Origin of the sequence: Streptomyces sp. NBC_01296, assembly GCF_035984415.1 — a bacterium.
In the GTDB taxonomy this organism is placed as follows: Bacteria; Actinomycetota; Actinomycetes; order Streptomycetales; family Streptomycetaceae; genus Streptomyces.
The window spans coordinates 3,599,195-3,619,209 of sequence record NZ_CP130720.1 but is presented as its reverse complement, the minus strand read 5'-3'; the positions used below and the strand labels follow the sequence as shown (position 1 = coordinate 3,619,209).

The 20,015-nt window shown below is 71.5% G+C and carries 24 protein-coding genes; 14 read left to right on the top strand and 10 right to left on the bottom strand.

All coding sequences use genetic code 11. The annotated features are described in order from the left end of the window. Positions 1–86 precede the first annotated feature (86 nt). The gene (locus tag OG299_RS16035) at positions 87–1,547 is read left to right on the top strand and encodes a CehA/McbA family metallohydrolase (protein ID WP_327361837.1); all 1,461 of its coding nucleotides are present in this window, start codon (positions 87–89) and stop codon (positions 1,545–1,547) included. 49 nt (positions 1,548–1,596) lie between these two features. Here the strand turns inward: OG299_RS16035 and OG299_RS16030 are convergent, their stop codons facing one another. Then, the gene (locus OG299_RS16030) at positions 1,597–1,962 is read right to left on the bottom strand and encodes a cupin domain-containing protein (protein ID WP_266626191.1); all 366 of its coding nucleotides are present in this window, start codon (positions 1,960–1,962) and stop codon (positions 1,597–1,599) included. 98 nt (positions 1,963–2,060) lie between these two features. Further along, positions 2,061–2,792, bottom strand: a complete 732-nt coding sequence (locus OG299_RS16025; protein ID WP_266626189.1) for an alpha/beta hydrolase — start codon at positions 2,790–2,792, stop codon at positions 2,061–2,063. Positions 2,793–2,905: 113 nt separating this feature from the next. On the opposite strand from OG299_RS16025, the gene OG299_RS16020 reads away from it, so the two are divergent. The 3 genes from OG299_RS16020 (at position 2,906) to OG299_RS16010 (ending at position 5,413) form a co-directional block, all read left to right on the top strand. After that, positions 2,906–4,054: an adenosine deaminase gene (locus tag OG299_RS16020; RefSeq protein ID WP_327361836.1), complete on the top strand. Its 1,149-nt coding sequence runs from the start codon at positions 2,906–2,908 to the stop codon at positions 4,052–4,054. 140 nt (positions 4,055–4,194) lie between these two features. Next, positions 4,195–4,470 carry a hypothetical protein gene (locus OG299_RS16015; RefSeq protein WP_266626185.1) on the top strand — a complete coding sequence of 92 codons (276 nt, stop codon included), beginning with the start codon at positions 4,195–4,197 and terminating at the stop codon, positions 4,468–4,470. 166 nt (positions 4,471–4,636) lie between these two features. Then, a complete protein-coding gene (locus OG299_RS16010) occupies positions 4,637–5,413 on the top strand; it encodes a hypothetical protein (protein WP_327361835.1) in 777 nt (258 codons plus the stop codon). A gap of 15 nt (positions 5,414–5,428) precedes the next feature. On the opposite strand, the gene OG299_RS16005 is transcribed toward OG299_RS16010, so the two are convergent. Both OG299_RS16005 and OG299_RS16000 read right to left on the bottom strand, forming a co-directional pair. After that, positions 5,429–5,629, bottom strand: a complete 201-nt coding sequence (locus OG299_RS16005) for a PspC domain-containing protein (RefSeq protein WP_327361834.1) — start codon at positions 5,627–5,629, stop codon at positions 5,429–5,431. 66 nt (positions 5,630–5,695) lie between these two features. After that, positions 5,696–6,277, bottom strand: a complete 582-nt coding sequence (locus OG299_RS16000; RefSeq protein ID WP_266626179.1) for a VanZ family protein — start codon at positions 6,275–6,277, stop codon at positions 5,696–5,698. A 176-nt stretch (positions 6,278–6,453) separates the two neighbouring features. On the opposite strand from OG299_RS16000, the gene OG299_RS15995 reads away from it, so the two are divergent. Next, positions 6,454–6,591 carry a hypothetical protein gene (locus OG299_RS15995; RefSeq protein ID WP_327361833.1) on the top strand — a complete coding sequence of 46 codons (138 nt, stop codon included), beginning with the start codon at positions 6,454–6,456 and terminating at the stop codon, positions 6,589–6,591. Positions 6,592–6,610: 19 nt separating this feature from the next. On the opposite strand, the gene OG299_RS15990 is transcribed toward OG299_RS15995, so the two are convergent. The 3 genes from OG299_RS15990 to OG299_RS15980 all read right to left on the bottom strand — a co-directional run bounded on the left by OG299_RS15990 (position 6,611) and on the right by OG299_RS15980 (position 8,765). Next, positions 6,611–7,258 carry a PH domain-containing protein gene (locus tag OG299_RS15990; protein ID WP_266626175.1) on the bottom strand — a complete coding sequence of 216 codons (648 nt, stop codon included), beginning with the start codon at positions 7,256–7,258 and terminating at the stop codon, positions 6,611–6,613. 25 nt (positions 7,259–7,283) lie between these two features. Then, positions 7,284–7,919, bottom strand: a complete 636-nt coding sequence (locus OG299_RS15985) for a class F sortase (protein ID WP_327361832.1) — start codon at positions 7,917–7,919, stop codon at positions 7,284–7,286. A 102-nt stretch (positions 7,920–8,021) separates the two neighbouring features. Further along, positions 8,022–8,765: a hypothetical protein gene (locus tag OG299_RS15980; RefSeq protein WP_327361831.1), complete on the bottom strand. Its 744-nt coding sequence runs from the start codon at positions 8,763–8,765 to the stop codon at positions 8,022–8,024. Positions 8,766–9,073: 308 nt separating this feature from the next. Between OG299_RS15980 and deoC the strand changes: the two genes are divergently transcribed. From deoC to OG299_RS15965, 3 genes are read left to right on the top strand one after another with little or no spacing between them, the layout of a single operon-like run. Beyond that, positions 9,074–10,036, top strand: a complete 963-nt coding sequence (gene deoC, locus OG299_RS15975) for a deoxyribose-phosphate aldolase (protein ID WP_327364531.1) — start codon at positions 9,074–9,076, stop codon at positions 10,034–10,036. Positions 10,037–10,041: 5 nt separating this feature from the next. Further along, positions 10,042–11,478 (top strand): aldehyde dehydrogenase family protein, encoded by a 1,437-nt coding sequence (locus OG299_RS15970; protein WP_327361830.1) that lies wholly within the window; start codon positions 10,042–10,044, stop codon positions 11,476–11,478. Further along, a complete protein-coding gene (locus tag OG299_RS15965) occupies positions 11,471–12,370 on the top strand; it encodes an aldehyde dehydrogenase family protein (RefSeq protein WP_327361829.1) in 900 nt (299 codons plus the stop codon). Before OG299_RS15970 ends, OG299_RS15965 begins: the two co-directional genes overlap by 8 nt. Positions 12,371–12,462: 92 nt before the next feature. Here OG299_RS15965 and OG299_RS15960 read toward each other — a convergent pair whose 3' ends face one another. Continuing rightward, positions 12,463–12,807, bottom strand: coding sequence for a hypothetical protein (locus tag OG299_RS15960; RefSeq protein ID WP_327361828.1), 345 nt, complete (start codon positions 12,805–12,807; stop codon positions 12,463–12,465). Between the two features lie 54 nt (positions 12,808–12,861). Between OG299_RS15960 and OG299_RS15955 the strand changes: the two genes are divergently transcribed. Further along, complete coding sequence (locus OG299_RS15955) at positions 12,862–13,560, top strand: uridine kinase family protein (protein WP_266633288.1); 699 nt, start codon at positions 12,862–12,864, stop codon at positions 13,558–13,560. 151 nt (positions 13,561–13,711) lie between these two features. Here OG299_RS15955 and OG299_RS15950 read toward each other — a convergent pair whose 3' ends face one another. Next, positions 13,712–14,416, bottom strand: a complete 705-nt coding sequence (locus OG299_RS15950) for a SigE family RNA polymerase sigma factor (RefSeq protein WP_266626161.1) — start codon at positions 14,414–14,416, stop codon at positions 13,712–13,714. Between the two features lie 178 nt (positions 14,417–14,594). On the opposite strand from OG299_RS15950, the gene afsQ1 reads away from it, so the two are divergent. Genes afsQ1 through OG299_RS15935 form a run of 3 tightly spaced genes read left to right on the top strand, consistent with a single transcriptional unit; the run spans position 14,595 to position 17,348 of the window. After that, on the top strand, positions 14,595–15,272 hold the full coding sequence (afsQ1, locus tag OG299_RS15945; RefSeq protein ID WP_266626159.1) for a two-component system response regulator AfsQ1: 678 nt from the start codon (positions 14,595–14,597) through the stop codon (positions 15,270–15,272). Between the two features lie 53 nt (positions 15,273–15,325). Further along, positions 15,326–16,753 (top strand): sensor histidine kinase, encoded by a 1,428-nt coding sequence (locus OG299_RS15940; RefSeq protein WP_266633286.1) that lies wholly within the window; start codon positions 15,326–15,328, stop codon positions 16,751–16,753. Beyond that, positions 16,737–17,348 (top strand): GerMN domain-containing protein, encoded by a 612-nt coding sequence (locus OG299_RS15935; protein ID WP_266626158.1) that lies wholly within the window; start codon positions 16,737–16,739, stop codon positions 17,346–17,348. Before OG299_RS15940 ends, OG299_RS15935 begins: the two co-directional genes overlap by 17 nt. Before the next feature lie 221 nt (positions 17,349–17,569). Here the strand turns inward: OG299_RS15935 and OG299_RS15930 are convergent, their stop codons facing one another. Further along, on the bottom strand, positions 17,570–17,812 hold the full coding sequence (locus OG299_RS15930; protein ID WP_266633284.1) for a hypothetical protein: 243 nt from the start codon (positions 17,810–17,812) through the stop codon (positions 17,570–17,572). 298 nt (positions 17,813–18,110) lie between these two features. Between OG299_RS15930 and OG299_RS15925 the strand changes: the two genes are divergently transcribed. Together OG299_RS15925 and OG299_RS15920 are read left to right on the top strand one after the other, a co-directional pair. Then, a complete protein-coding gene (locus OG299_RS15925) occupies positions 18,111–19,388 on the top strand; it encodes an NsdA family TPR-like regulatory protein (RefSeq protein WP_327361827.1) in 1,278 nt (425 codons plus the stop codon). Beyond that, the gene (locus tag OG299_RS15920) at positions 19,385–19,936 is read left to right on the top strand and encodes a GNAT family N-acetyltransferase (protein ID WP_327361826.1); all 552 of its coding nucleotides are present in this window, start codon (positions 19,385–19,387) and stop codon (positions 19,934–19,936) included. Before OG299_RS15925 ends, OG299_RS15920 begins: the two co-directional genes overlap by 4 nt. The last annotated feature ends 79 nt before the right edge of the window (positions 19,937–20,015 follow it).

The following is a 20,015-nucleotide window of genomic DNA, read 5'->3' as shown; positions in this document are numbered from 1 at the left end:
GGACCGGGCCGTGGCCCTGCGCGGACGGCCGGTACCCCTCACCCCGGATTCACACGGGATTCACGTACCGCCGCCACCGTGGAGGCATGGCCCTCACCCGACGTGAAGTTCTGGCGACCGGTGCCTCCGGCGCCGCCGCAGCCGCCACCCCGCACCTGTCCGCCCCCTCGCCGGACACCCGGATCCTGACCGGCACGATCCCCCCGGGCGCCCCCGACTTCGTCGAAATACCCCTCGAAGTACCGCGCGGCGTACGCGAGTTAAGAGTGTCCTACACGTACGGGAAGCCGCCCGTACCGCCCGGCACCCCCGGAAACGCCCTCGACATAGGCATCTTCGACCAGCACGGCACCGCCCTCGGCGGCCGCGGCTTCCGCGGCTGGTCCGGCGGCGCCCGCAGCGAGTTCTTCCTGCGCGCCGACGACGCGACCCCCGGCTACGTGCCCGGCCCGATCGAAGCCGGCCGCTGGCACGTACTGCTCGGCCCGTACACCGTGGCCCCGCAGGGGCTCCCGTACGAGATCACCGCACGCTTCACCTTCGGGGAGCCGGGCCGCACCCCCCGCCCCGTCTACCCGCCCCAGCGGGCCCGCGGCCGCGGCCGGGCCTGGTACCGGGGCGACTGCCACATCCACTCGGTGCACTCCGACGGGCGCCATACCCCGACCGAGATCGCCGGCCTCGCCCGGGCCGCCGGCCTGGACTTCATCAACTCCTCGGAGCACAACACCCACACCGCGCACGCCGCTTGGGCCGACGCGCTCTCGCCGGACCTGCTGATCCTGACCGGCGAGGAGATCACCACCCGCACCGGCCACGTCCTGGCGGTCGGCACCGATCCGGGGACCTTCGTCGACTGGCGCTACCGGGCGCGCGAGGGCCGCTTCGGCCGGTTCGCCCGTGCCATCCGGGGCGCGGGCGGGCTGGTCGTGCCCGCCCACCCGCACGCCACCTGCATCGGCTGCGCCTGGAAGTTCGGCTTCGACGACGCCGACGCGGTCGAGGTCTGGAACGGCCCGTGGACCCCGGACGACGAGGTCTCCCTGGCCTCCTGGGACGCCACCCTGTGCGGCGCGGACGGCGAGCGGTGGCTGCCGGCCGTGGCGGGCAGCGACCACCACCGCGACCCGGACCGCATCGGCGGCCCGCAGACCGTGGTCCTCGCCGAGGACCTGACCCGGCAGGCCGTCCTCGCCGGGATCCGGGCGGGCCGGTCCTACGCCGCCGAATCCGCGCAGGTCACGGTCGGCTTCGAGGCCGTCGGAGGGCGCGGGGAGCATGCCGGGATCGGGGAGCGCCTGCGGGTGGCCCCGGACGCGGACGTGCTGATCCGGCTCACGGTCACGGGCGCCCCGGGCTGCGAACTCAGGCTGATCACCGATCTGGGCCCGGCCGTCACGGCCCCCGACGCCACCACCCTGGAATGGCACACCACGCCGGCCCGCTCCGCCTACGTCCGGGCAGAAGTCCGCCACCCCGCCGCAACCCCGCCCCTGCCGGGCGCCCCGGCGGCGTTCACGAACCCGGTGTGGCTGCCCGCGGGGTGACGTGACCGGTGACGTGTCCGGTGATGTGGCCGGCGATGTGGCCGGGAGGTCAGGCCGGCTTCGCGTACTGGCCGAAACCGGTCCAGTCCACCGCGACGCACTGCTCGTCGCCGACGACCCAGGCGTCGTGTCCGGGCGCGATCTCCATGAGGTCGCCGGGGCCGTACTCCTCGCTGCTGCCGTCGTCCATGACGACCTTCATCCGGCCGCTCACCACGTAACCCGTGTGCGCGGCCTCGCAGCTGTCCGTGCCCACCAGCGGCTTGATGTGCTCCGACCAGCGCCAGCCCGGCTCGAAGACCGCGCGGCCCACGGAGCCGCCGTCCGTCTGGATCACGTCGAGCCTGCCCTTGCCGTCTGCGAACGGACGGGTCTCATCCGCCTGGTCGAAGCTCTTGCGCACGATTCCGGCCATGCCGAACCGCCTCCCGCGGAGAAGGACCCCGAGTCCACTCCTCACCATACGCTCGGGCGACCGGACACCTCATCCGCACGCAGCCGCACCCCCACGGGTCAGCCCCGCAGCGACCGTCCGAACCCGGAGGCGAGCGGCATCCGCAGCCCCAGCGGCGGCGGCGCGGCCAGCGCGTCCGTCACCGGCCGCGAATACCGCCCCGAGAACATCGCCCCCAGGACGAAATCCACGGACAGCGCCACGACTTCCGCCTGGTGCTCCCGCAGCCGGTGCCCGTCCGAGTGCACCTCGAACCGGCACGTCGCCCGGTTCGCCTTCTTCGCCTGCGCCGCCAGCCGAAACGATGCTTCAGGATCGCTGTGCGCGTCGTTCGTCCCGTGCACGATCAGCACCTGCCGCCCCGACAGCTGTTTCACGGGTTCCGGGGAATCCGCCGAGACCACCTCGCCTAAGGAAGGGGCAAGCGCCAGCACCGAGTTGACGGCGTCGTGGCCCGCCGCCCGCAGTGCCGCCCGGCCGCCCGCGTCGTAGCCGACGAGGCACACCGGCACGTCCCCGTACCGGCGCACCACCTCGTCGGCCGCCCACCGGGCGTCGTCCTCCCGGCAGGCCCCCCGGCCGTGCAGGACCGTGTGCGCGACCAACCCGTCCGCCCCGCCCGCCCGGACCAGTGCCCGCGCGAGCGGGCGCACCGGACCGGGGAACCATCTGGACGCTCCGGGGAGCAGAAGGACCGCTCCGTTGACTGTGCTTCCCGTCGGGACCGAGCCGTTCGCGCCGGCCGCCCGCCCCAGGCGGGCCCCGCGCGCCGGCGGCGCATGCTGTGCCATGGCGGAACATTCTCAGACTGACAGGTGTACGCGACCCGTCCGTACGGTCTCTGTTACGTATCGACCCCTGTCGCCGACGCGCTGCTCTACGCGCGTAGGAGTAGAGTGCCCGGATGACGAGCGAGACCCTCAACCTGCCGACCCCGGACCAGATCCGCCGCTCCCCGAAGGTGCTGCTCCACGACCACCTCGACGGTGGCCTGCGCCCCGGGACCATCATCGAGCTGGCCCGGGAGGCCGGCTACGAGAGCCTTCCCGAGACGGACGCCGACAAGCTCGGCATCTGGTTCCGCGAAGCCGCCGACTCCGGCTCCCTGCCCCGCTACCTGGAGACGTTCGCGCACACGTGCGCCGTCATGCAGACGAAGGCGGCGCTGTTCCGCGTCGCCGCCGAGTGCGCCGAGGACCTGGCCGAGGACGGCGTCGTGTACGCCGAGATCCGCTACGCCCCCGAGCAGCACCTGGAAGCCGGCCTGACCCTCGAAGAGGTCGTCGAGGCCGTGAACGACGGCTTCCGCGAGGGTGAGCGCCGCGCGAAGGCGAGCGGCCACCGCATCCGCGTCGGTGCGCTGCTCACCGCGATGCGCCACGCCGCCCGCGCCCTGGAGATCGCCGAGCTGGCGAACCGCTACCGCGACAACGGCGTGGTCGGCTTCGACATCGCCGGTGCCGAGGCCGGGTTCCCTCCCACCCGCCACCTCGACGCCTTCGAGTACCTCAAGCGCGAGAACAACCACTTCACCATCCACGCGGGCGAGGCCTTCGGTCTGCCGTCGATCTGGCAGGCCCTGCAGTGGTGCGGCGCGGACCGCCTGGGCCACGGCGTGAAGATCATCGACGACATCGAGGTCGCCGCCGACGGCTCGGTGAAGCTGGGCCGGCTGGCCTCGTACGTCCGGGACAAGCGCATCCCCCTGGAGATGTGCCCCACCTCGAACCTGCAGACCGCCGCGGCCGCCTCGTACGCCGAGCACCCGATCGGCCTGCTGCGCAAGCTGCACTTCCGCCTGACGGTCAACACCGACAACCGGCTGATGAGCGGCACCAGCATGAGCCGCGAGTTCGAGCACCTGGTCGACACCTTCGGCTACACGCTCGACGACATGCAGTGGTTCACCGTCAATGCGATGAAGTCCGCGTTCATTCCTTTCGATGAACGACTGGCCATGATCAATGAGGTCATCAAGCCCGGTTACGCGGAGCTGAAGTCGGAATGGCTGTTCCAGCAGACTGCTTCGACCAGCGGTTCTGTCTCGGTCTAGGCCATGGCTTGACGTAAGGAAAGCGCCCGGGGAGAGCAATTCCCGGGCGCTTTCTCGTATTTACGTATGTTTGCGGCCGGGGGTTTGAAGTGACTAGTTTGCGGAGCCGCCCAATTCCCCGTCGCAAGGACTCGATCTTCATGAAGAAGTCAGCTGCCAAGACCCTCGGTGCCGCCGCCCTCGGTGCCGCCTTCGTCGCCGCCGCCGCGGGTTCCGCGTCGGCCGCCGTGCCCGCCATCGGCCTCTCCGACGCCCTGACCACCGTCACCGGCGCCGCCCAGGGCCTCACGAGCCAGCAGCAGGTGAGCCCCCAGGGCGGCCAGCAGAGCGACGTGGCCAGCCCCCTCAACCAGCTCACCGACGCGGTCGGCCCCACGCTCGGCGGCCTGCCCATCGGCGGCGCGCTCGGCGGCTGATCCCCGCCGGATCCGCCTGCGGATCGGTCCGCGGATCCGTCCGCGGGTTTTTCGTACGCGCATGCACGTGGCGCACGCCGGTTCGATCGGGTGTGTGCCACGTCGTGCCGTGTGCCACGATCACCACCAACTGCCCGCCGACGCATTGGGTATGAGGTCATCGGTCATGCGCTTGAACGCACGAGTCACGTTCGCAGCGGCCACCGCCGCCCTGCTCCCCGCCCTCCTCCTGGGAGCCGTGGGATGCAGCAGCAAGGACGCGCCCGCGGCCGGCAAGGCGCCCGACCCGAAGGGCTCCGCCCCCGTCGGCTCGCCCGCCGCCTCCCCGGGCGGCGCCCCCAGCGGCCCGGCCGCGCCGAAGGCCGGGGCGAGCAAGCTGGAGCGCTCCGCGCTCGAACAGGGCGATCTGCCCGGCTACCAGGTCTCCGCGCAGGGCAAGAACCCGAACGCCCCCGACGGCCAGCCCCAGGCCGACCGCAAGGCCTGCCAGCCCCTGGCCGACATCATGGGCGACAAGCCCGACCCGGCCGCCCGCGAGACCGTCAACCGCGGCGTCGGCTCCCAGAAGCAGGTCGGACTGGCCGTCTCCGCCTCCGTCAGCTCCTACGCCGAGAGCGACGCCAAGGCGCTGATCGCCCGGCTGAAGGACGCCGTCGCCGCCTGCGGTACGGGCTTCTCCGCCACCGTCGAGAAGCAGAGCGGCAGCTACCGCGACGTACGGCCGGCCGAGTACAAGACGGCCGGCGACGAGAGCGTCAGCTGGACCACGACCGCGGCCGCCCAGGGCGTCTCCGCGCAGGTCCACGTGGTCGTCGTACGCCAGGGCGCCACCGTCGTGCGGCTGATGGCCCTCAACGTGGCGGCGGCCGCGGCCCAGCAGAAGGCGCAGGTCCCGCACGAGGTGGCGGACAAGCAGCTCGAGAAGGTCCGCAGCGCGGGCTGAGCCGCCCCGGACGTGCTACCAGGTGTTGGAGGGGGACTTCTCATTGGGCAGGAGCACCCACAGCGCCAGGTAGATCAGGAACTGCGGGCCGGGCAGCAGGCACGAGACGACGAATATCAGGCGCATCGTATTCGCGGAAATTCCGAAGCGGCGCGCCAGTCCGGCGCAGACGCCGCCGATCCAGCGGCCGTCACGGGGGCGGGCAATGGCGCTCATGGGTTTCTCCTCTGTGGGCTCTGCGGGCCACCGGAACGGTCGGTCAAGGTGGGCTCCCGCGATACCTCAATACTCCCGCGGCACTGCGGACAGAACGTCGGTCCACGGACCGAGGCCGACCCTGGGAATTCTCGGGGTAGAGCCCTGAGTGGAGTGCTGGGAGCGCTGCGAGCGCCGCAGCCGCGCCCGCAGTGCCGGTACGACGGCCACGTGCGCGAGCACCACGCCGAGGCCGTTCAGCAGGACCGAGTCCACGTCGACCACCTGCCCGGGCACCGCGCTCTGGAGCATCTCGATGCTGAGCGAGACCAGCGCGCCCGCCGCTGCGGTCCGGCCCAGCGAGGACCACGCGGCCAGCGGCGAGGGCGCCAGGTTCCCGTTGACGAGCGGCAGCAGCACCCCGAGCGGGGCGAGCAGCGCCAGCCCCTCCCCGATCCGCCGGACCGCCTCGAGCGGTCCGTACGAGAGGTCCTCCCGGATCCCCTCCAGCGGGGTCAGATTGGCGGCGGCCGCCCAGGGCACGTCCAGGGGCCGCAGGGTCAGCCAGCCGACGAGGAGGAGATGAGCGATCAGCAGCCCCCCGCCCAGGAGTCGGAGCCGGAGGTGAATGGCGGTGGCGGCACTGCGGCCGACCTCATTGCGCTGCACACCTGCGAGGACGCAGCGCCCGGTGGCTGCGGTTCCGGTCGGATCCGGCGAGCAGGCGGCATATGACGATCCGATCGGATGAAACCCCGGCGGGTCGGCGACGGACCCGCCTGCGCTGCCGCTGCGGACCCGCACAGTGGGCGCGGCCCACCGGTGGCAGCCGAAGGAGAACAGCCATGCCCGCACGACGCAGCCCCGTACGGCGCACAGCAGCGGACGGCGGCGCACGACGGCCGCTGCGCACGATCGTGGCCGGGTTCTGCGGCCGCGCACTGGCCGCGGCCCTCGCCGGCCTCGGCGTCCCCCGGGCCTAGCCCGGGGCGGGGCCCGCCGTCAGCGGGTGGCGAGGAGGACGATCAGGAACACCGCGCCCGCGACGGCGGGCGCGATGACCTCGTACGACCACCGCACGCGCACGCTGCCGCGGGCGCCGGCCCGCGTGGCGCCGCGCTCGGCCAGCTCCCGCAGCTCGTCCACCACCTGGTCCGCGTGGGCCCGCGGCGGTTCGACGGCGGCGGTGGAGGCCGCGTCGCCGCCCTCGGGCGAGCTCAGTCCCTTGTTGGTCAGCCCGCCGCGGCGGGAGAACTGCTGCCGGCTCGCCTTCTTCCGCTCGCGCAGCGAGACCGGAACGGACCACAGCTGGTACTTCGACCCCTCGGCCAGCACCTCCGCCGAGTACCCGGCGCGCACCGCGTCCACGGCGGCCCAGGGCAGCTCGATGATCCGGAACGGGTTCCGTACGCGCATCCGGTCGTCGTTGGCGAAGACCGCCGGGCGGATGGTGAAGGCCACGGTCAGCGGTACGGCCAGCAGGGCGATCGCCGCGGCGAACCACGGGGAGTCCCCCGATCCCCGCACGATGGCGTCCCCGCACAGCCACGCGATGAGCGCGAGCAGCAGCACGCCGGTGACGACGGCCATGGGGGAGCGGTAGACCCGGTCGTCGTACACCGGTTCGTCAGTGGGCTGCTGGCTGCTCATGCGCCCGATTCTGCCTCAAGCCGTCTCAGCCCACGAGATCGGCGTACACGATGATGTTGTCGGGGCGGTGGCCTTCGGTGATCTCGCCGCCGCAGGTGATCACCCGCAGCTCGGGGCGCGCGGTGTTCCCGTACACCTTGGCGGTCGGGAAGTTCTTCTTGTCGACCTGTTCCAGCTCGCGCACCCGGAAGACGGCGGTGGTGCCGTCCGCCCGGGAGACGGTGATCTCGTCACCGGTGCGGATCTTCGAGACGTTGCGCAGGACGGCAGGGCCGCGCGCGGTGTCGAAGTGTCCGATCAGTACGGCCGGGCCGGTCTCGCCCGGGGTGACGGCCTTGGTGTACCAGCCGATCCGGTTCCCGTCCGCCACGGAGGGCACCTCGACGGTGCCGTTGGCGGCCAGGCCCAGTTCCAGCAGCGGGCCCGCGTCCACCCCGGCCGCGGGGATCCGTACCCGTACGGGCTCCGAGGCGGGCAGCGGGGTGGCGGGCGCGGCCGACGCCCCGGCGGACGACGCCGCGGCCGGCGCGGGCGCGGCGGCCGCGGCGATGTGCGGCGGGGGCGTGGGGGCGGCCGGTGCGCCGCCGCAGCCGGTCAGGGCGGCGAGGGCGAGCGGGCCGAGCAGGGCGGCGGCGAGCAGGGGGCGGACGCGGTGGGCCATGGGGTGCTCCGGGAAGCGGGCCCGGCGGGCCACCGCGGAGGTGGCCCGCCGGATGGCGGAACGGGGAGGAACAGGCAGGAACCGTGAGGGCAGGGATGCCGCTCAGGCGCCGTTGCGGGCGCGGCGGGAGCGGACCATCAGGGCCGCACCGAGCACGGCGAGGATCGCGACGAGACCGGCGCCGGCGGCCACGGTGGTGCTGTTGTCGGTGTCCTCGGCGGCGATCTCCGCGCCGGCGGCGACCGCGCCCTGCGGGACGACCACGGTCTGCGCGCCCGTCTGCGGCTTCACGTCGGCGGCCGGCTTGACGGTGACCTTGGCGGTCGGCTGCGCGGAGGGCTTGGCGGAGGGCTTGGCGGAGGGCTGGGTCGACGGCTTGGTGGAGGGCGTGGTGGTCGGCGCGGCCTTCGGCAGCAGGTAGAAGTCCGAAGCGCCCTCGCCCTGCCGGTGGACGTTGAGCCCGTAGCGGCCCTCGTCGGTGAGCTTGTACTCGGTGCCGTCGAGCACCGCGACGCGGTTCGAGAGGTCCAGCTTCGCCAGCACCCGGCCCGCCCAGCCGTCGGCCGGCTTCCAGTTGTCGCCGACGGCGCGGATCCAGACCTCGGGGCCCTCGACGTCGTTGCGCAGCACCGCGATCACCCGGTCGCCGACGAGGTGGATCTCGCCGTCGTAGCGGCCCTTGTCCGACGAGGCCGCAGACACCGCAGACACCGCAGACACCGCAGACACCGCGGTCACCGAGGTGACGGCCTGCGGGGCGGGCGCGGCGAGGGCCGTCGCGGCCGGCGCGAGCAGGGCCCCGGCGAGGGCGGCGGTGACGATCGAGGTGCGGAGGGCGGTACGCATAACGACTCCTGGAAGCTTTGTCGCGGGAAGGTTGGGAGAGTCGCATGCCCCTTTTCTCTACGGGTTCTCTGCCGAAGCTTTCATCCGGTGAGGTCTGGCGGGCTGCTGAAGAGAAATTTACGGATCTCGTTCGACCGGACGATCGGGTTCCTGTCCGCGCGGTGTAACAGGAAAAGCGGAGGTCAGCGGTCCGCAGGCCGGAGTCCGGCCGGATCCCCGCCCCGCCCGGATGTGGCCAACCCCGCACAGATGTGCGGCCTCGGGGGGTGACAGGCCGCTACGCGCGTAGATATGCTCATCTTGTGACCATGCCCACTACCCTCACCGCATTCGCTGACGTGACGACGTCCGACAGCGCGCTGCGCCGCTTCCTGCACGGGCTGCCCGGCGTAGACGCCGTCGGCCTGGAGGCCCGCGCGGCCGCGCTCGGTACCCGTTCGATCAAGACCACGGCCAAGGCGTACGCCATTGACCTGGCCATTTCGATGATCGACCTGACCACGCTTGAGGGTGCGGACACCCCGGGCAAGGTCCGAGCGCTCTCCGCCAAGGCCGCCAATCCCGACCCGACCGACCGCAGCACTCCCATGACCGCCGCGGTCTGCGTCTACCCCGACATGGTGGCCACCGCCAAGGCCGCCCTGAACGGCGCCGACGTCAAGGTGGCCTCCGTCGCCACGGCCTTCCCGGCCGGCCGCGCCGCGCTGCCCGTCAAGCTCGCGGACACCCGTGACGCCGTCGCCGCCGGCGCCGACGAGATCGACATGGTCATCGACCGTGGCGCCTTCCTCGCCGGCCGCTACCTGGAGACGTACGAGCTGATCAGGGCCGTCAAGGAGGCGTGCGTACGCCCCGACGGCACCGCCGCCCGCCTCAAGGTCATCTTCGAGACCGGCGAGCTGTCGACGTACGACAACATCCGCCGGGCCTCCTGGATCGGCATGCTCGCGGGCGCCGACTTCATCAAGACCTCCACCGGCAAGGTCGGCGTCAACGCCACCCCCGCCAACACGCTGCTGATGCTCGAGGCCGTCCGCGACTTCAAGGCGCAGACTGGAATCCAGATCGGCGTGAAGCCGGCCGGCGGCATCCGGACCACCAAGGACGCCATCAAGTTCCTGGTCCTGGTCAACGAGACCGTGGGCGAGGACTGGCTGACCAACCACTGGTTCCGCTTCGGCGCCTCCAGCCTGCTCAACGACCTGTTGATGCAGCGCCAGAAGCTGAGCACCGGCCGTTACTCCGGTCCCGACTACGTGACGGTGGACTGATCACCATGGCATCTGCATTCGAGTACGCACCGGCTCCCGAGTCCCGCTCGGTCGTCGACATCGCCCCCTCGTACGGGCTCTTCATCGACGGTGAGTTCACCGACGCCGCCGACGGCAAGGTCTTCAAGACCGTCTCGCCGTCCTCCGAGGAGGTCCTCGCCGAGGTCGCCCAAGCCGGCGCCGCCGACGTCGACCGCGCCGTCAAGGCCGCCCGCAAGGCGTTCGCGACCTGGTCCGCGCTGCCCGGCTCCGAGCGCGCCAAGTACCTCTTCCGCATCGCCCGGATCATCCAGGAGCGCAGCCGCGAGCTGGCCGTCCTGGAGACCCTGGACAACGGCAAGCCGATCAAGGAGACCCGCGACGCGGACCTCCCGCTCGTCGCCGCGCACTTCTTCTACTACGCGGGCTGGGCCGACAAGCTCGGCCACGCCGGCTACGGGCCGAACCCGCGCCCGCTGGGCGTCGCCGGCCAGGTCATCCCGTGGAACTTCCCGCTGCTGATGCTGGCGTGGAAGATCGCTCCGGCGCTCGCCGCCGGCAACACGGTCGTCCTCAAGCCCGCCGAGACGACTCCGCTCTCCGCGCTGTTCTTCGCGGACATCTGCCGCCAGGCGGGCCTGCCCAAGGGCGTCGTCAACATCCTCACGGGTTACGGCGACGCGGGCGCGGCCCTCGTCGAGCACCCGGACGTCAACAAGGTCGCCTTCACCGGCTCGACCGCGGTCGGCAAGGCCATCGCCCGCCAGATCGCCGGTACGGACAAGAAGGTCACCCTGGAACTGGGCGGCAAGGGCGCCAACATCGTCTTCGATGACGCCCCCATCGACCAGGCCGTCGAGGGCATCGTCAACGGCATCTTCTTCAACCAGGGCCAGGTCTGCTGCGCGGGCTCGCGCCTGCTGGTCCAGGAGTCGATCCACGACGAGCTGCTGGACTCCCTCAAGCGCCGCCTCTCCACGCTGCGCCTGGGCGACCCGCTCGACAAGAACACCGACATCGGCGCGATCAACTCCGCCGAGCAGCTGGCCCGCATCACCGCGCTCGCGGAGACCGGCGAGGCCGAGGGCGCCGAGCGCTGGTCCCCGGCGTGCGAGCTGCCGTCCTCCGGCTACTGGTTCGCCCCGACGCTCTTCACGAACGTCACCCAGGCGCACACCGTCGCCCGCGACGAGATCTTCGGCCCGGTGCTGTCCGTGCTGACCTTCCGTACGCCCGACGAGGCCGTCGCCAAGGCCAACAACAGCCAGTACGGCCTGTCCGCCGGCATCTGGACGGAGAAGGGCTCGCGCATCCTCGCGGTCGCGAACAAGCTCCGCGCCGGTGTCGTCTGGGCCAACACGTTCAACAAGTTCGACCCGACCTCGCCCTTCGGCGGCTACAAGGAGTCGGGCTTCGGCCGCGAGGGCGGCCGCCACGGCCTGGAGGGCTACCTCGATGTCTGAGTCTTCTGCGACGCGTCTGAGCGTCTTCAAGACCTACAAGCTGTACGTCGGGGGCAAGTTCCCCCGCTCCGAGAGCGGCCGGGTGTACGAGGTGCAGGACTCCAAGGGCAAGTGGCTGGCCAACGCCCCGCTGTCCTCCCGCAAGGACGCGCGGGACGCGGTCGTCGCGGCCCGCAAGGCCTTCGGCGGCTGGTCGGGCGCGACCGCGTACAACCGCGGGCAGATCCTCTACCGCATCGCCGAGATGCTGGAGGGCCGCCGCGAGCAGTTCGTCCGCGAGGTCGGCGAGGCCGAGGGCCTGTCCAAGTCGAAGGCGGCCGCGGTCGTCGACGCGGCCATCGACCGCTGGGTCTGGTACGCGGGCTGGACCGACAAGATCGCCCAGATCGTGGGCGGGGCCAACCCGGTCGCGGGCCCGTTCTTCAACCTCTCCACCCCGGAGCCGACGGGCGTCGTCACCGTCGTCGCCCCGCAGGACTCCTCGTTCCTGGGCCTGATCTCGGTGATCGCCCCCGTCATCGCGACGGGCAACACCGCGGTCGTGATCGCCTCGGAGAAGGCGCCGCTTCCGGCCCTTTCCCTGGGCGAGGTGCTGGCCACCTCCGACCTGCCGGGCGGCGTCGTCAACATCCTGTCCGGCAAGGCCGGCGAGATGGGCCCGCACCTGGCGTCCCACCAGGACGTCAACGCGATCGACCTGGCGGGTGCCGATACGGCGCTGGCCAAGGAGCTGGAGATCGCGGCGGCCGACAACCTCAAGCGCGTCCTGCGTCCACAGCCTGTGGACGACTGGAGCGCCGACCCTGGTACGTCGCGCATGACGGCGTTCCTGGAGACGAAGACGGTCTGGCACCCCACGGGTTCGCTGGGCTCGGGCGGATCCTCGTACTAGGCCGACCCCTGTAACGAGAAGGGCCCTGCGAAAACCGGCCCCGGCAGCGTCCCCCGTGCTGCCGGGGCCTTTTCGCGCCCCGGTACTCCCGGCTACTTCGGCAGCAGCGGGCCGAGCAGCGAGGACGCGGCCGCCTCGGGCAGCTCGCCGATGGACGGCCCCTGCGTCAGGATCCCCGTGACCATGGTGGTGCCGACCGCCGGGAAGTCGGCGACCTTGGTGGCCACGCCGTTGTCGAGCGGGTCCACGCCGGTGTGTGCCAGGGGGTTCACCTTGAGGTTCGCGATGGGGTCGGCGACCCCGGCGAGGGCCGCCGGGACCGAGAGCTCACCGGCCTGGGCGCCGCCGGCGGCCATGGCCAGGGCCGCACCGGCCATGGAGAGCGTGAGGCCTGCGGAGCGCAGCGTGGAGCTGCCGGGGGCTGCGTGACGTGCCATGGGGATCCCGCCTGAGGTCGTAGTCGCGTGCGCACGCAGCGTAGTCGAGGTGTGATCCTGGATACCAACCGGCCACCGGAGGCATCCCCTGCGCGGGGGAATGGTTCAGACTGGTGTCCCGTGAGCTCTTCCTCTCCTTTGCCTACGCGTGTCGTCCTGTTGACCGGGCCCTCGGGCTCCGGCAAGTCCAGGTTGGCTGCCCGTTCCGGGCTGCCGGTGCTGCGCCTGGACGACTTCTACAAGGAGGCCGACGACCCGACCCTCCCGCTGGTCGAGGGCAGCTCCGACATCGACTGGGACTCCCCGCTGTCCTGGGACGCGGACGTGGCGGTCGCCGCGATCGTGGAACTCTGCGCGGCAGGCCGTACCGAGGTGCCGGTGTACTCCATCGCCACGTCCTCCCGTACGGGTACCGAGACGCTGGACATCTCCCGCACCCCGCTGTTCATCGCGGAGGGGATCTTCGCGGCGGACATCGTGGCCCGGTGCCAGGAGCTGGGGCTGCTGGCGGACGCCATCTGCCTGCGCGGGCGGCCCTCGACGACGTTCCGGCGCAGGCTGATGCGGGACCTGCGCGAGGGCCGCAAGTCGCTGCCGTTCCTGCTGCGCAGGGGATGGCGGCTGATGCGGGCGGAGCGGGGCATCGTGGCCCGGCACACCGCCCTCGGCGCGCACGCCTGCGGCCGCGACGAGGCCCTCGGCCGCCTGGCCGCCTGCGCAGCGGGCCGCCACCGCGCGGCCGCCCCGGCGTAGCCGCCGGTTCCACGGTGTCGGCCGGGCCGGACATGCGAGAAGGCGGGATCATGCGGACCCCCGGCCGCCTGATCCCGCCTTCTCCCCCCGCAGGCCCCCGTCCCACCCCCGTAGGACGGGCCCCCTGGCCCATGGTCTGTGGTGTGCCGCGTTACGCGACGAGCTCCTCGAAGGACTCCGCCTCGTCGCGGCCGAAGCTCAGCACCTCGTCGTCCCGCAGGCGCCGCAGCGACCGCCAGATGCTCGACTTCACGGTACCGACGCTGATGCCCAGGATCTCCGCGATCTCCGGGTCGGTACGGCCTTCGTAGTACCGCAGCACCAGCATCGTGCGCTGCGGCTCCGGGATGCGGGCCAGCGCCTGCCACAGCACCGCGCGCAGCTCCGTACCCCGCATCGCGTCCGTGTCCGAGGCCGTCTCCGGGAGCTCCTCGGTCGGGTACTCGTTCAGCTTCCGCCGGCGCCACGCGCTGATGTGCAGGTTCGTCATCGTGCGCCGCAGGTACCCGCCGACGGCCGCCTTGTCGCTGATCCGGTCCCAGGCGCGGTACGTGGAGAACAGCGCGCTCTGCAGCAGGTCCTCGGCCTCGTAACGGTCACCGGTCAGGTGGAAGGCCGTCGCGTACAGGGCGGCCCGCCGCTCCTGGACGTACGCCGTGAACTCGGCCTCCGAGGTGGAGGAGAGCTCGGGCGTGTGCTGCTCCGGGACGGAAGGCCGGTACGTGTTCGCGTCGATGGCCACCGTGTGCGCCGGCCGCGGACGGGCGACCGTCACCGAACGGACACCTGCCCGGCGGTTCACATCGTGCAGCCGCGTGACAACCGCGCTGGTGGTGGTGCTGTGCAGCGTGTTCATCTCGCGCCCCCCGTCGTGGAGTCTGCTTCGGATCCTGCTCGGTTTCGTTGGTAGAAGACTGCCCGGCGGACTTAACCGGGGTGTCCGCCGACTGTCACAGGCCTGTCACAGCGACCTCTGTGCGATCCCGTGCACCCGACGGTCGAACTCCGAACGGTCCATGGGACAGAATGAGCCCGTGCCTTTCCTGTTGCTGATCGAGGACGACGACGCCATCCGCACGGCCCTCGAACTCTCCCTGTCTCGCCAGGGCCACCGTGTGGCCACCGCGGCGACGGGCGAGGACGGCCTGAAACTGCTGCGCGAGCAGCGGCCGGACCTGATCGTGCTGGACGTGATGCTGCCCGGGATCGACGGTTTCGAGGTGTGCCGGCGGATCCGCCGCACCGACCAGCTGCCGATCATCCTGCTCACCGCGCGCAGTGACGACATCGACGTGGTGGTGGGCCTGGAGTCCGGCGCCGACGACTACGTCGTCAAGCCGGTCCAGGGCCGGGTGCTCGACGCCCGGATCCGGGCCGTGCTGCGCCGAGGGGAACGGGAGGCCACCGATTCCGCCGTCTTCGGGTCCCTGGTCATCGACCGGTCCGCGATGACGGTCACGAAGAACGGCGAGGACCTCCAACTGACGCCGACCGAGCTGCGGCTGCTCCTGGAGCTCAGCCGCCGGCCCGGGCAGGCGCTCTCCCGACAGCAGCTGCTGCGCCTCGTCTGGGAGCACGACTACCTCGGCGACTCCCGGCTCGTGGACGCCTGCGTCCAGCGGCTGCGCGCCAAGGTCGAGGAAGTGCCGTCCTCGCCCACCCTCATCCGGACCGTCCGTGGTGTCGGCTACCGGCTGGACTCGCCGCAGTGATCAAAGCCCTGTTCGCGGGCCGGCGCTGGACCAGCCTGCGGCTGCGGCTCCTGATGGTCTTCTGCCTGGTCGCGCTGGTGGCCGCGGTCTCCGCGTCCGGGATCGCGTACTGGCTCAACCGCGAGGCCGTGCTCACCCGTACCCAGGACGCGGCCCTCGGCGACTTCCGCCAGGAGATGCAGAACCGGGCCGCGGCGCTGCCCGCCGACCCGACGCCCGAGGAGATGCAGCGCACCGCCGAGCTGATGGCGGGCAGCAGCCCCGGCTACAGCGTGCTGCTGGTCGACGAGCGGGGCGGCCGCAAGGTGTTCGGCGCGGCCGGTCCCGACTCCTTCGGGCTGGACGACGTACCCGCCTCGCTGCAGCGTGCGGTGAACGACCAGCAGAAGGCGACGGCGGCCAACGACTCCGAGTACCACATGTACTGGCAGCGGACGAAGCCGCGCGGCAATCCGTACCTGGTCGGCGGGACGCGGATCGTGGGCGGCGGGCCGACCGGCTACATGTACAAGTCCCTGGCGCAGGAGCGGGACGACCTGAACGCGCTGGGCTGGTCGCTGACCATCGCCACGGGTCTCGCTCTGCTCGGGTCGGCGCTGCTGGCCCAGGCCGCGGCCCGGACCGTCCTCAAGCCCGTACAGCGGCTGGGGGACGCGGCGCGGCGCCTCGGCGAGGGCGAGCTGGACCACCGGCTCGACGTGTCGGGGACCGACGAACTCGCCGATCTGTCGCACACGTTCAACAAGACGGCCGAGGCGCTGGAGAAGAAGGTCGCCGACATGAGCGCCCGGGAGGAGGCCAGCCGACGCTTCGTCGCGGACATGTCGCACGAACTGCGCACGCCGCTGACGGCGTTGACGGCGGTCGCCGAGGTGCTGGAGGAAGAGGTCGAAGACCTCGATCCGATGATCGCACCGGCGGTGGCGCTGGTGGTCAGCGAGACCCGGCGGCTGAACATCCTGGTGGAGAACCTGATGGAGGTCACCCGCTTCGACGCGGGGACGGCGCGGCTCGTGCTGGACGACGTGGACGTCGCCGACCAGGTGACGGCGTGCATCGACGCGCGGGCGTGGCTCGACGCGGTCGAACTCGACGCCGAGCGCGGCATCGTGGCGCGGCTCGACCCGCGCCGGCTCGACGTCATCCTCGCCAACCTGATCGGCAACGCGCTCAAGCACGGCGGCTCGCCGGTGCGGGTGTCGGTGGTCGTCGAGGGCGAGTGGCTCGTGATCGCGGTCCAGGACAACGGGCCGGGCATCCCCGAGGAGGTGCTGCCGCACGTCTTCGACCGCTTCTACAAGGCGAGCGCCTCGCGGCCCAAGTCCGACGGGAGCGGGCTGGGCCTGTCGATCGCGGTGGAGAACGCACACATCCACGGCGGTGACATCACCGCCGCCAACGGGCCGGAGGGCGGCGCGCTGTTCACGCTGCGGCTGCCGGTGGACGTGGGGAAGGTGATCGCCGGTGACGCGGACGCGTAGGGCGGCAGTGCTGCTGGCCCTGGTGGGGCTGGTGTCCGGCTGCGGGATCAGGGCGACGACGGTGCCGGTGGACGTCGGTCCGGCGCCTTCGCGGGTGTCGTGCGACACCCCGGAGCTGCAGACCGGGGTACAGGGCTTCCGGGCCACGGTGGAGCTCGTGTGCGGATCGCAGCTGGTCGGCGTGGAGCGGGTGGTGCCGGTGCCGGAGAAGAAGCCGGTACGCGACCCCGTGATCCTGGTCGCCGAGGCGCTGCTGGAGGCGCTGCAGCGGGAGCCGTCGGCGGAGGAGCGGGACGCGGGCTTCACGACGTCGGTCCCCGACGGGCTGACGGTCGCACCGGCGCGCCCGGGCGATCCGGCGGGCACGGTGCGGCTCAGCCGCAAGCCGGAGGACCTGCCGCCGGTCGCCCTGTCGCAGGTGGTGTGCACGCTGGCGGGCAGCGAGGCGGTGTCGGCGGGGCCGGGGCCGGTGGTGCTGGGCGGGCCGGACGCGGATCCGCCGCGGGCGTGGGAGTGCACGGAGGCGGTCCGCTCCCGCCCGGAATCGGTCCCCACCCTGGGCGAACTGGTCCGCCCGACCCCCACCCCCTCCTGACGCGCGCTCGCGCGGCTCGGCGCCGGGGGCGCCCCCCCGGCTTCGTGCCGCTGCGCCGGCCTCCGACCGGCGGATGTGGGCCCGGGGAGGCGCCCCGGAACGGGCACGGCCGTGCAGAGCACCGCTGCCGGGTGTTCGGTCGCTGCGCGGGGCGGGGAGAGCGTTCTGCGCAGCAGGAGCCTTCGGTTTCGCGGCAGGCGGCCGTCCAGGGCCGATCGGGGTCAGTCGGATGGCCTCTTGAGGCAGGCTTCCAAGGTGTCGATGTACTCGGCGGGCACGATGTTGCCTGCCGCGGTGGTGAATTCGAGACCGGACAAGTCGCGGACATAGGCCAGCCGCACCCACTGCGCGGCGCCGGTGCCGGACACGTTCTCGTTGACCACGGCCATCAGCTCACCTTCGGTACCGGACGCGATGTCACGGACACGGCGGTGCAGGAGGCGGTGGGGGACACACTCGTACAGCTTCTCATCGGATGCCGCCTCGAAGGTGTCGAGGAAGCGCTCCCAGCCGACCCGCGCACGGTCGAGGAGTTCCTGACTGGGTCCGGTCCCGGCCTCCGGCTTTGGACAAGGGTCTTCGTGGGCGGCTCTTTCGTGGATCGTGGTCATGGATCCTCTGCCTTTCGCGCGGGGTGGCGTGGAGCCAAGTCCAGCGCCCAGAGAGGTGTCGCGGTCGCTGGGAGGGCGGACGTTCAGGCGGACGTTTCCTCTCGCCGCCACCTGCCGCCCGTATCCTGAAACCGTCACGGACCACGCACGGATGGTGAGCGAGCTGGTGAAGAAACTGGTCCCGTTACGCCAGGCAGCGGGATACACACAGGCGTCGTTCGTCTCGGCATTCGCTACGGAGGCAGCGCGGCTCGGCATCGCCGCCGCGGTGAGCGTCCGCCAGTTACGGCGCTGGGAGAACGAAACGCCGCCGCCCCTTCCTCACCCGGGCCAGCAAATCGTCCTGGAGGCGATGTTCGGTGTCCCGCTTGCCGAGATGGGTTTCGAGGTTCCGCTCCATCGCGTGACGGTGGCAGCGCCGATCAGTGATTCTGGGAACGTGAAGAGGAGATCCTTCGTCGCGGACGCGGGTGCCCTCGTAGCGGCGGCCCTCATCCCCGCTGTGCGGGGGCCACGCGTGGGCGCGTTCGAGCTCGGGCGTTTGCGCGAGCGGCTCGAAGAGCTCTACCGGACCGACCACACCAAGGGCAGCGCGCCGGCCGGCATCCAGGCCGGTCATATCGAGGCGGACATCACCGGCGCCTTGGAAAGCGGGTCGTACACCTCGGCTGTTGGGTGCGAGCTCCAGAAGATGCTCGCCGAATTGCATGGGCATCGGGCCTGGTACGGCTATGACGGCGGCCGCATTGCCGAGGGCAGGTCGGCATGTATGGAAGCCCTTGCAGCGGCTCAGCTCGTCGACGACCCCCTCCTTCAGATTTCCGTGCTGGAGACCCTGGTCCTACTGGCGATCAAGGCAGATCGAACGTGGGAGGCGGCGAGTGCCGTGGAGAACGCATACCGCTTGGCGGCTCGGACACAGGCCGGTGCGACCGTTCACCTCGTGATCGCACTTCGGAGTGCCAACGTGGCCATTCACTCAGGGGATCTGGCAAGCGCACGCCGGGCTCTCAGCCGGTCCGTTCAATATCAGGGGCGTGCTGATTCCGACGAAGAAGTGCCCAACTGGGCTCGGTTTGTGGGGCCGTTCGAAGTCGACTACGCCACTGCCGACATGTACATGAGGGCGAACCAACCACAGCGAGCGGTGCCGTTCCTTCGTGCCGCCGTGCAAGGCATCGGCGGCGATCTGGCCCGGAACAGTGCCTCCTACCGGATCAGGTTCGCCGATGCCCTGCTGGCAGCCGGAGAGCTCGAAGAAGCGTGTGCCGAGGTATACGGCGTCCTGGACACGTGGGGTGGGATCGCTTCTCCCCGCTTGCTGGGCAAGGTGTGTGACTTCCAGAGGTCAGCGGCCGGGATTCCCAGCCAGACCGCCCGCGACTGCGTCGCGCGCATTCACGAGACCGTTCGAAAGGGTCCGGGATGAGTCAGTCACAGATCCGCGTCATACGGCTCGACGGCTCGGCTGCAGCGAGCGCAGAGGACGCCTTCCGCCTGGTCTACGCCGAGGCGTTCGCCGAACCGCCCTATGCCGAAAGCGACGCGGAGGTATCAGCCGCCTTCCGCCGGTTCCGGGCCCAAACCCGTAAGAGCACTTTCCTCGGAGCGCTGGCGACGACCGAAGACGGTCGGCCGGTCGGCATGGCGTACGGGTACCCCCTCGGCCCCCAAACGGGTTGGTGGGATCAGCTCTTGGAGCCGGTTCCTGAAGACATGCGGCGCGAGGACGGCCGTCGAACCTTCGGTCTGATGGAACTCGCCGTGCGCGCCGCCTGGCGTCGACAGGGCGTCGCCCGCCGCTTGCACGACACCCTGCTCGCCACCGTCGACGCCGAACGGGTCTTGCTCAACGTCCACCCGGACAGCGAAGCGGCCGTGGCCGCCTATCGCGCATGGGGCTACCGCAAGGTGGGTGATGCACACCCGTGGCCCGGCGCACCCCTGCACGACGTGATGCTGCTCGACCTCGGCTGAACGCTCTGGGCGGCCGCCGGACGCCGAGACGGGAGACGCGCGCAGCGATCTGACGCGCTCGGGTGGCCCGTGGGGGGAT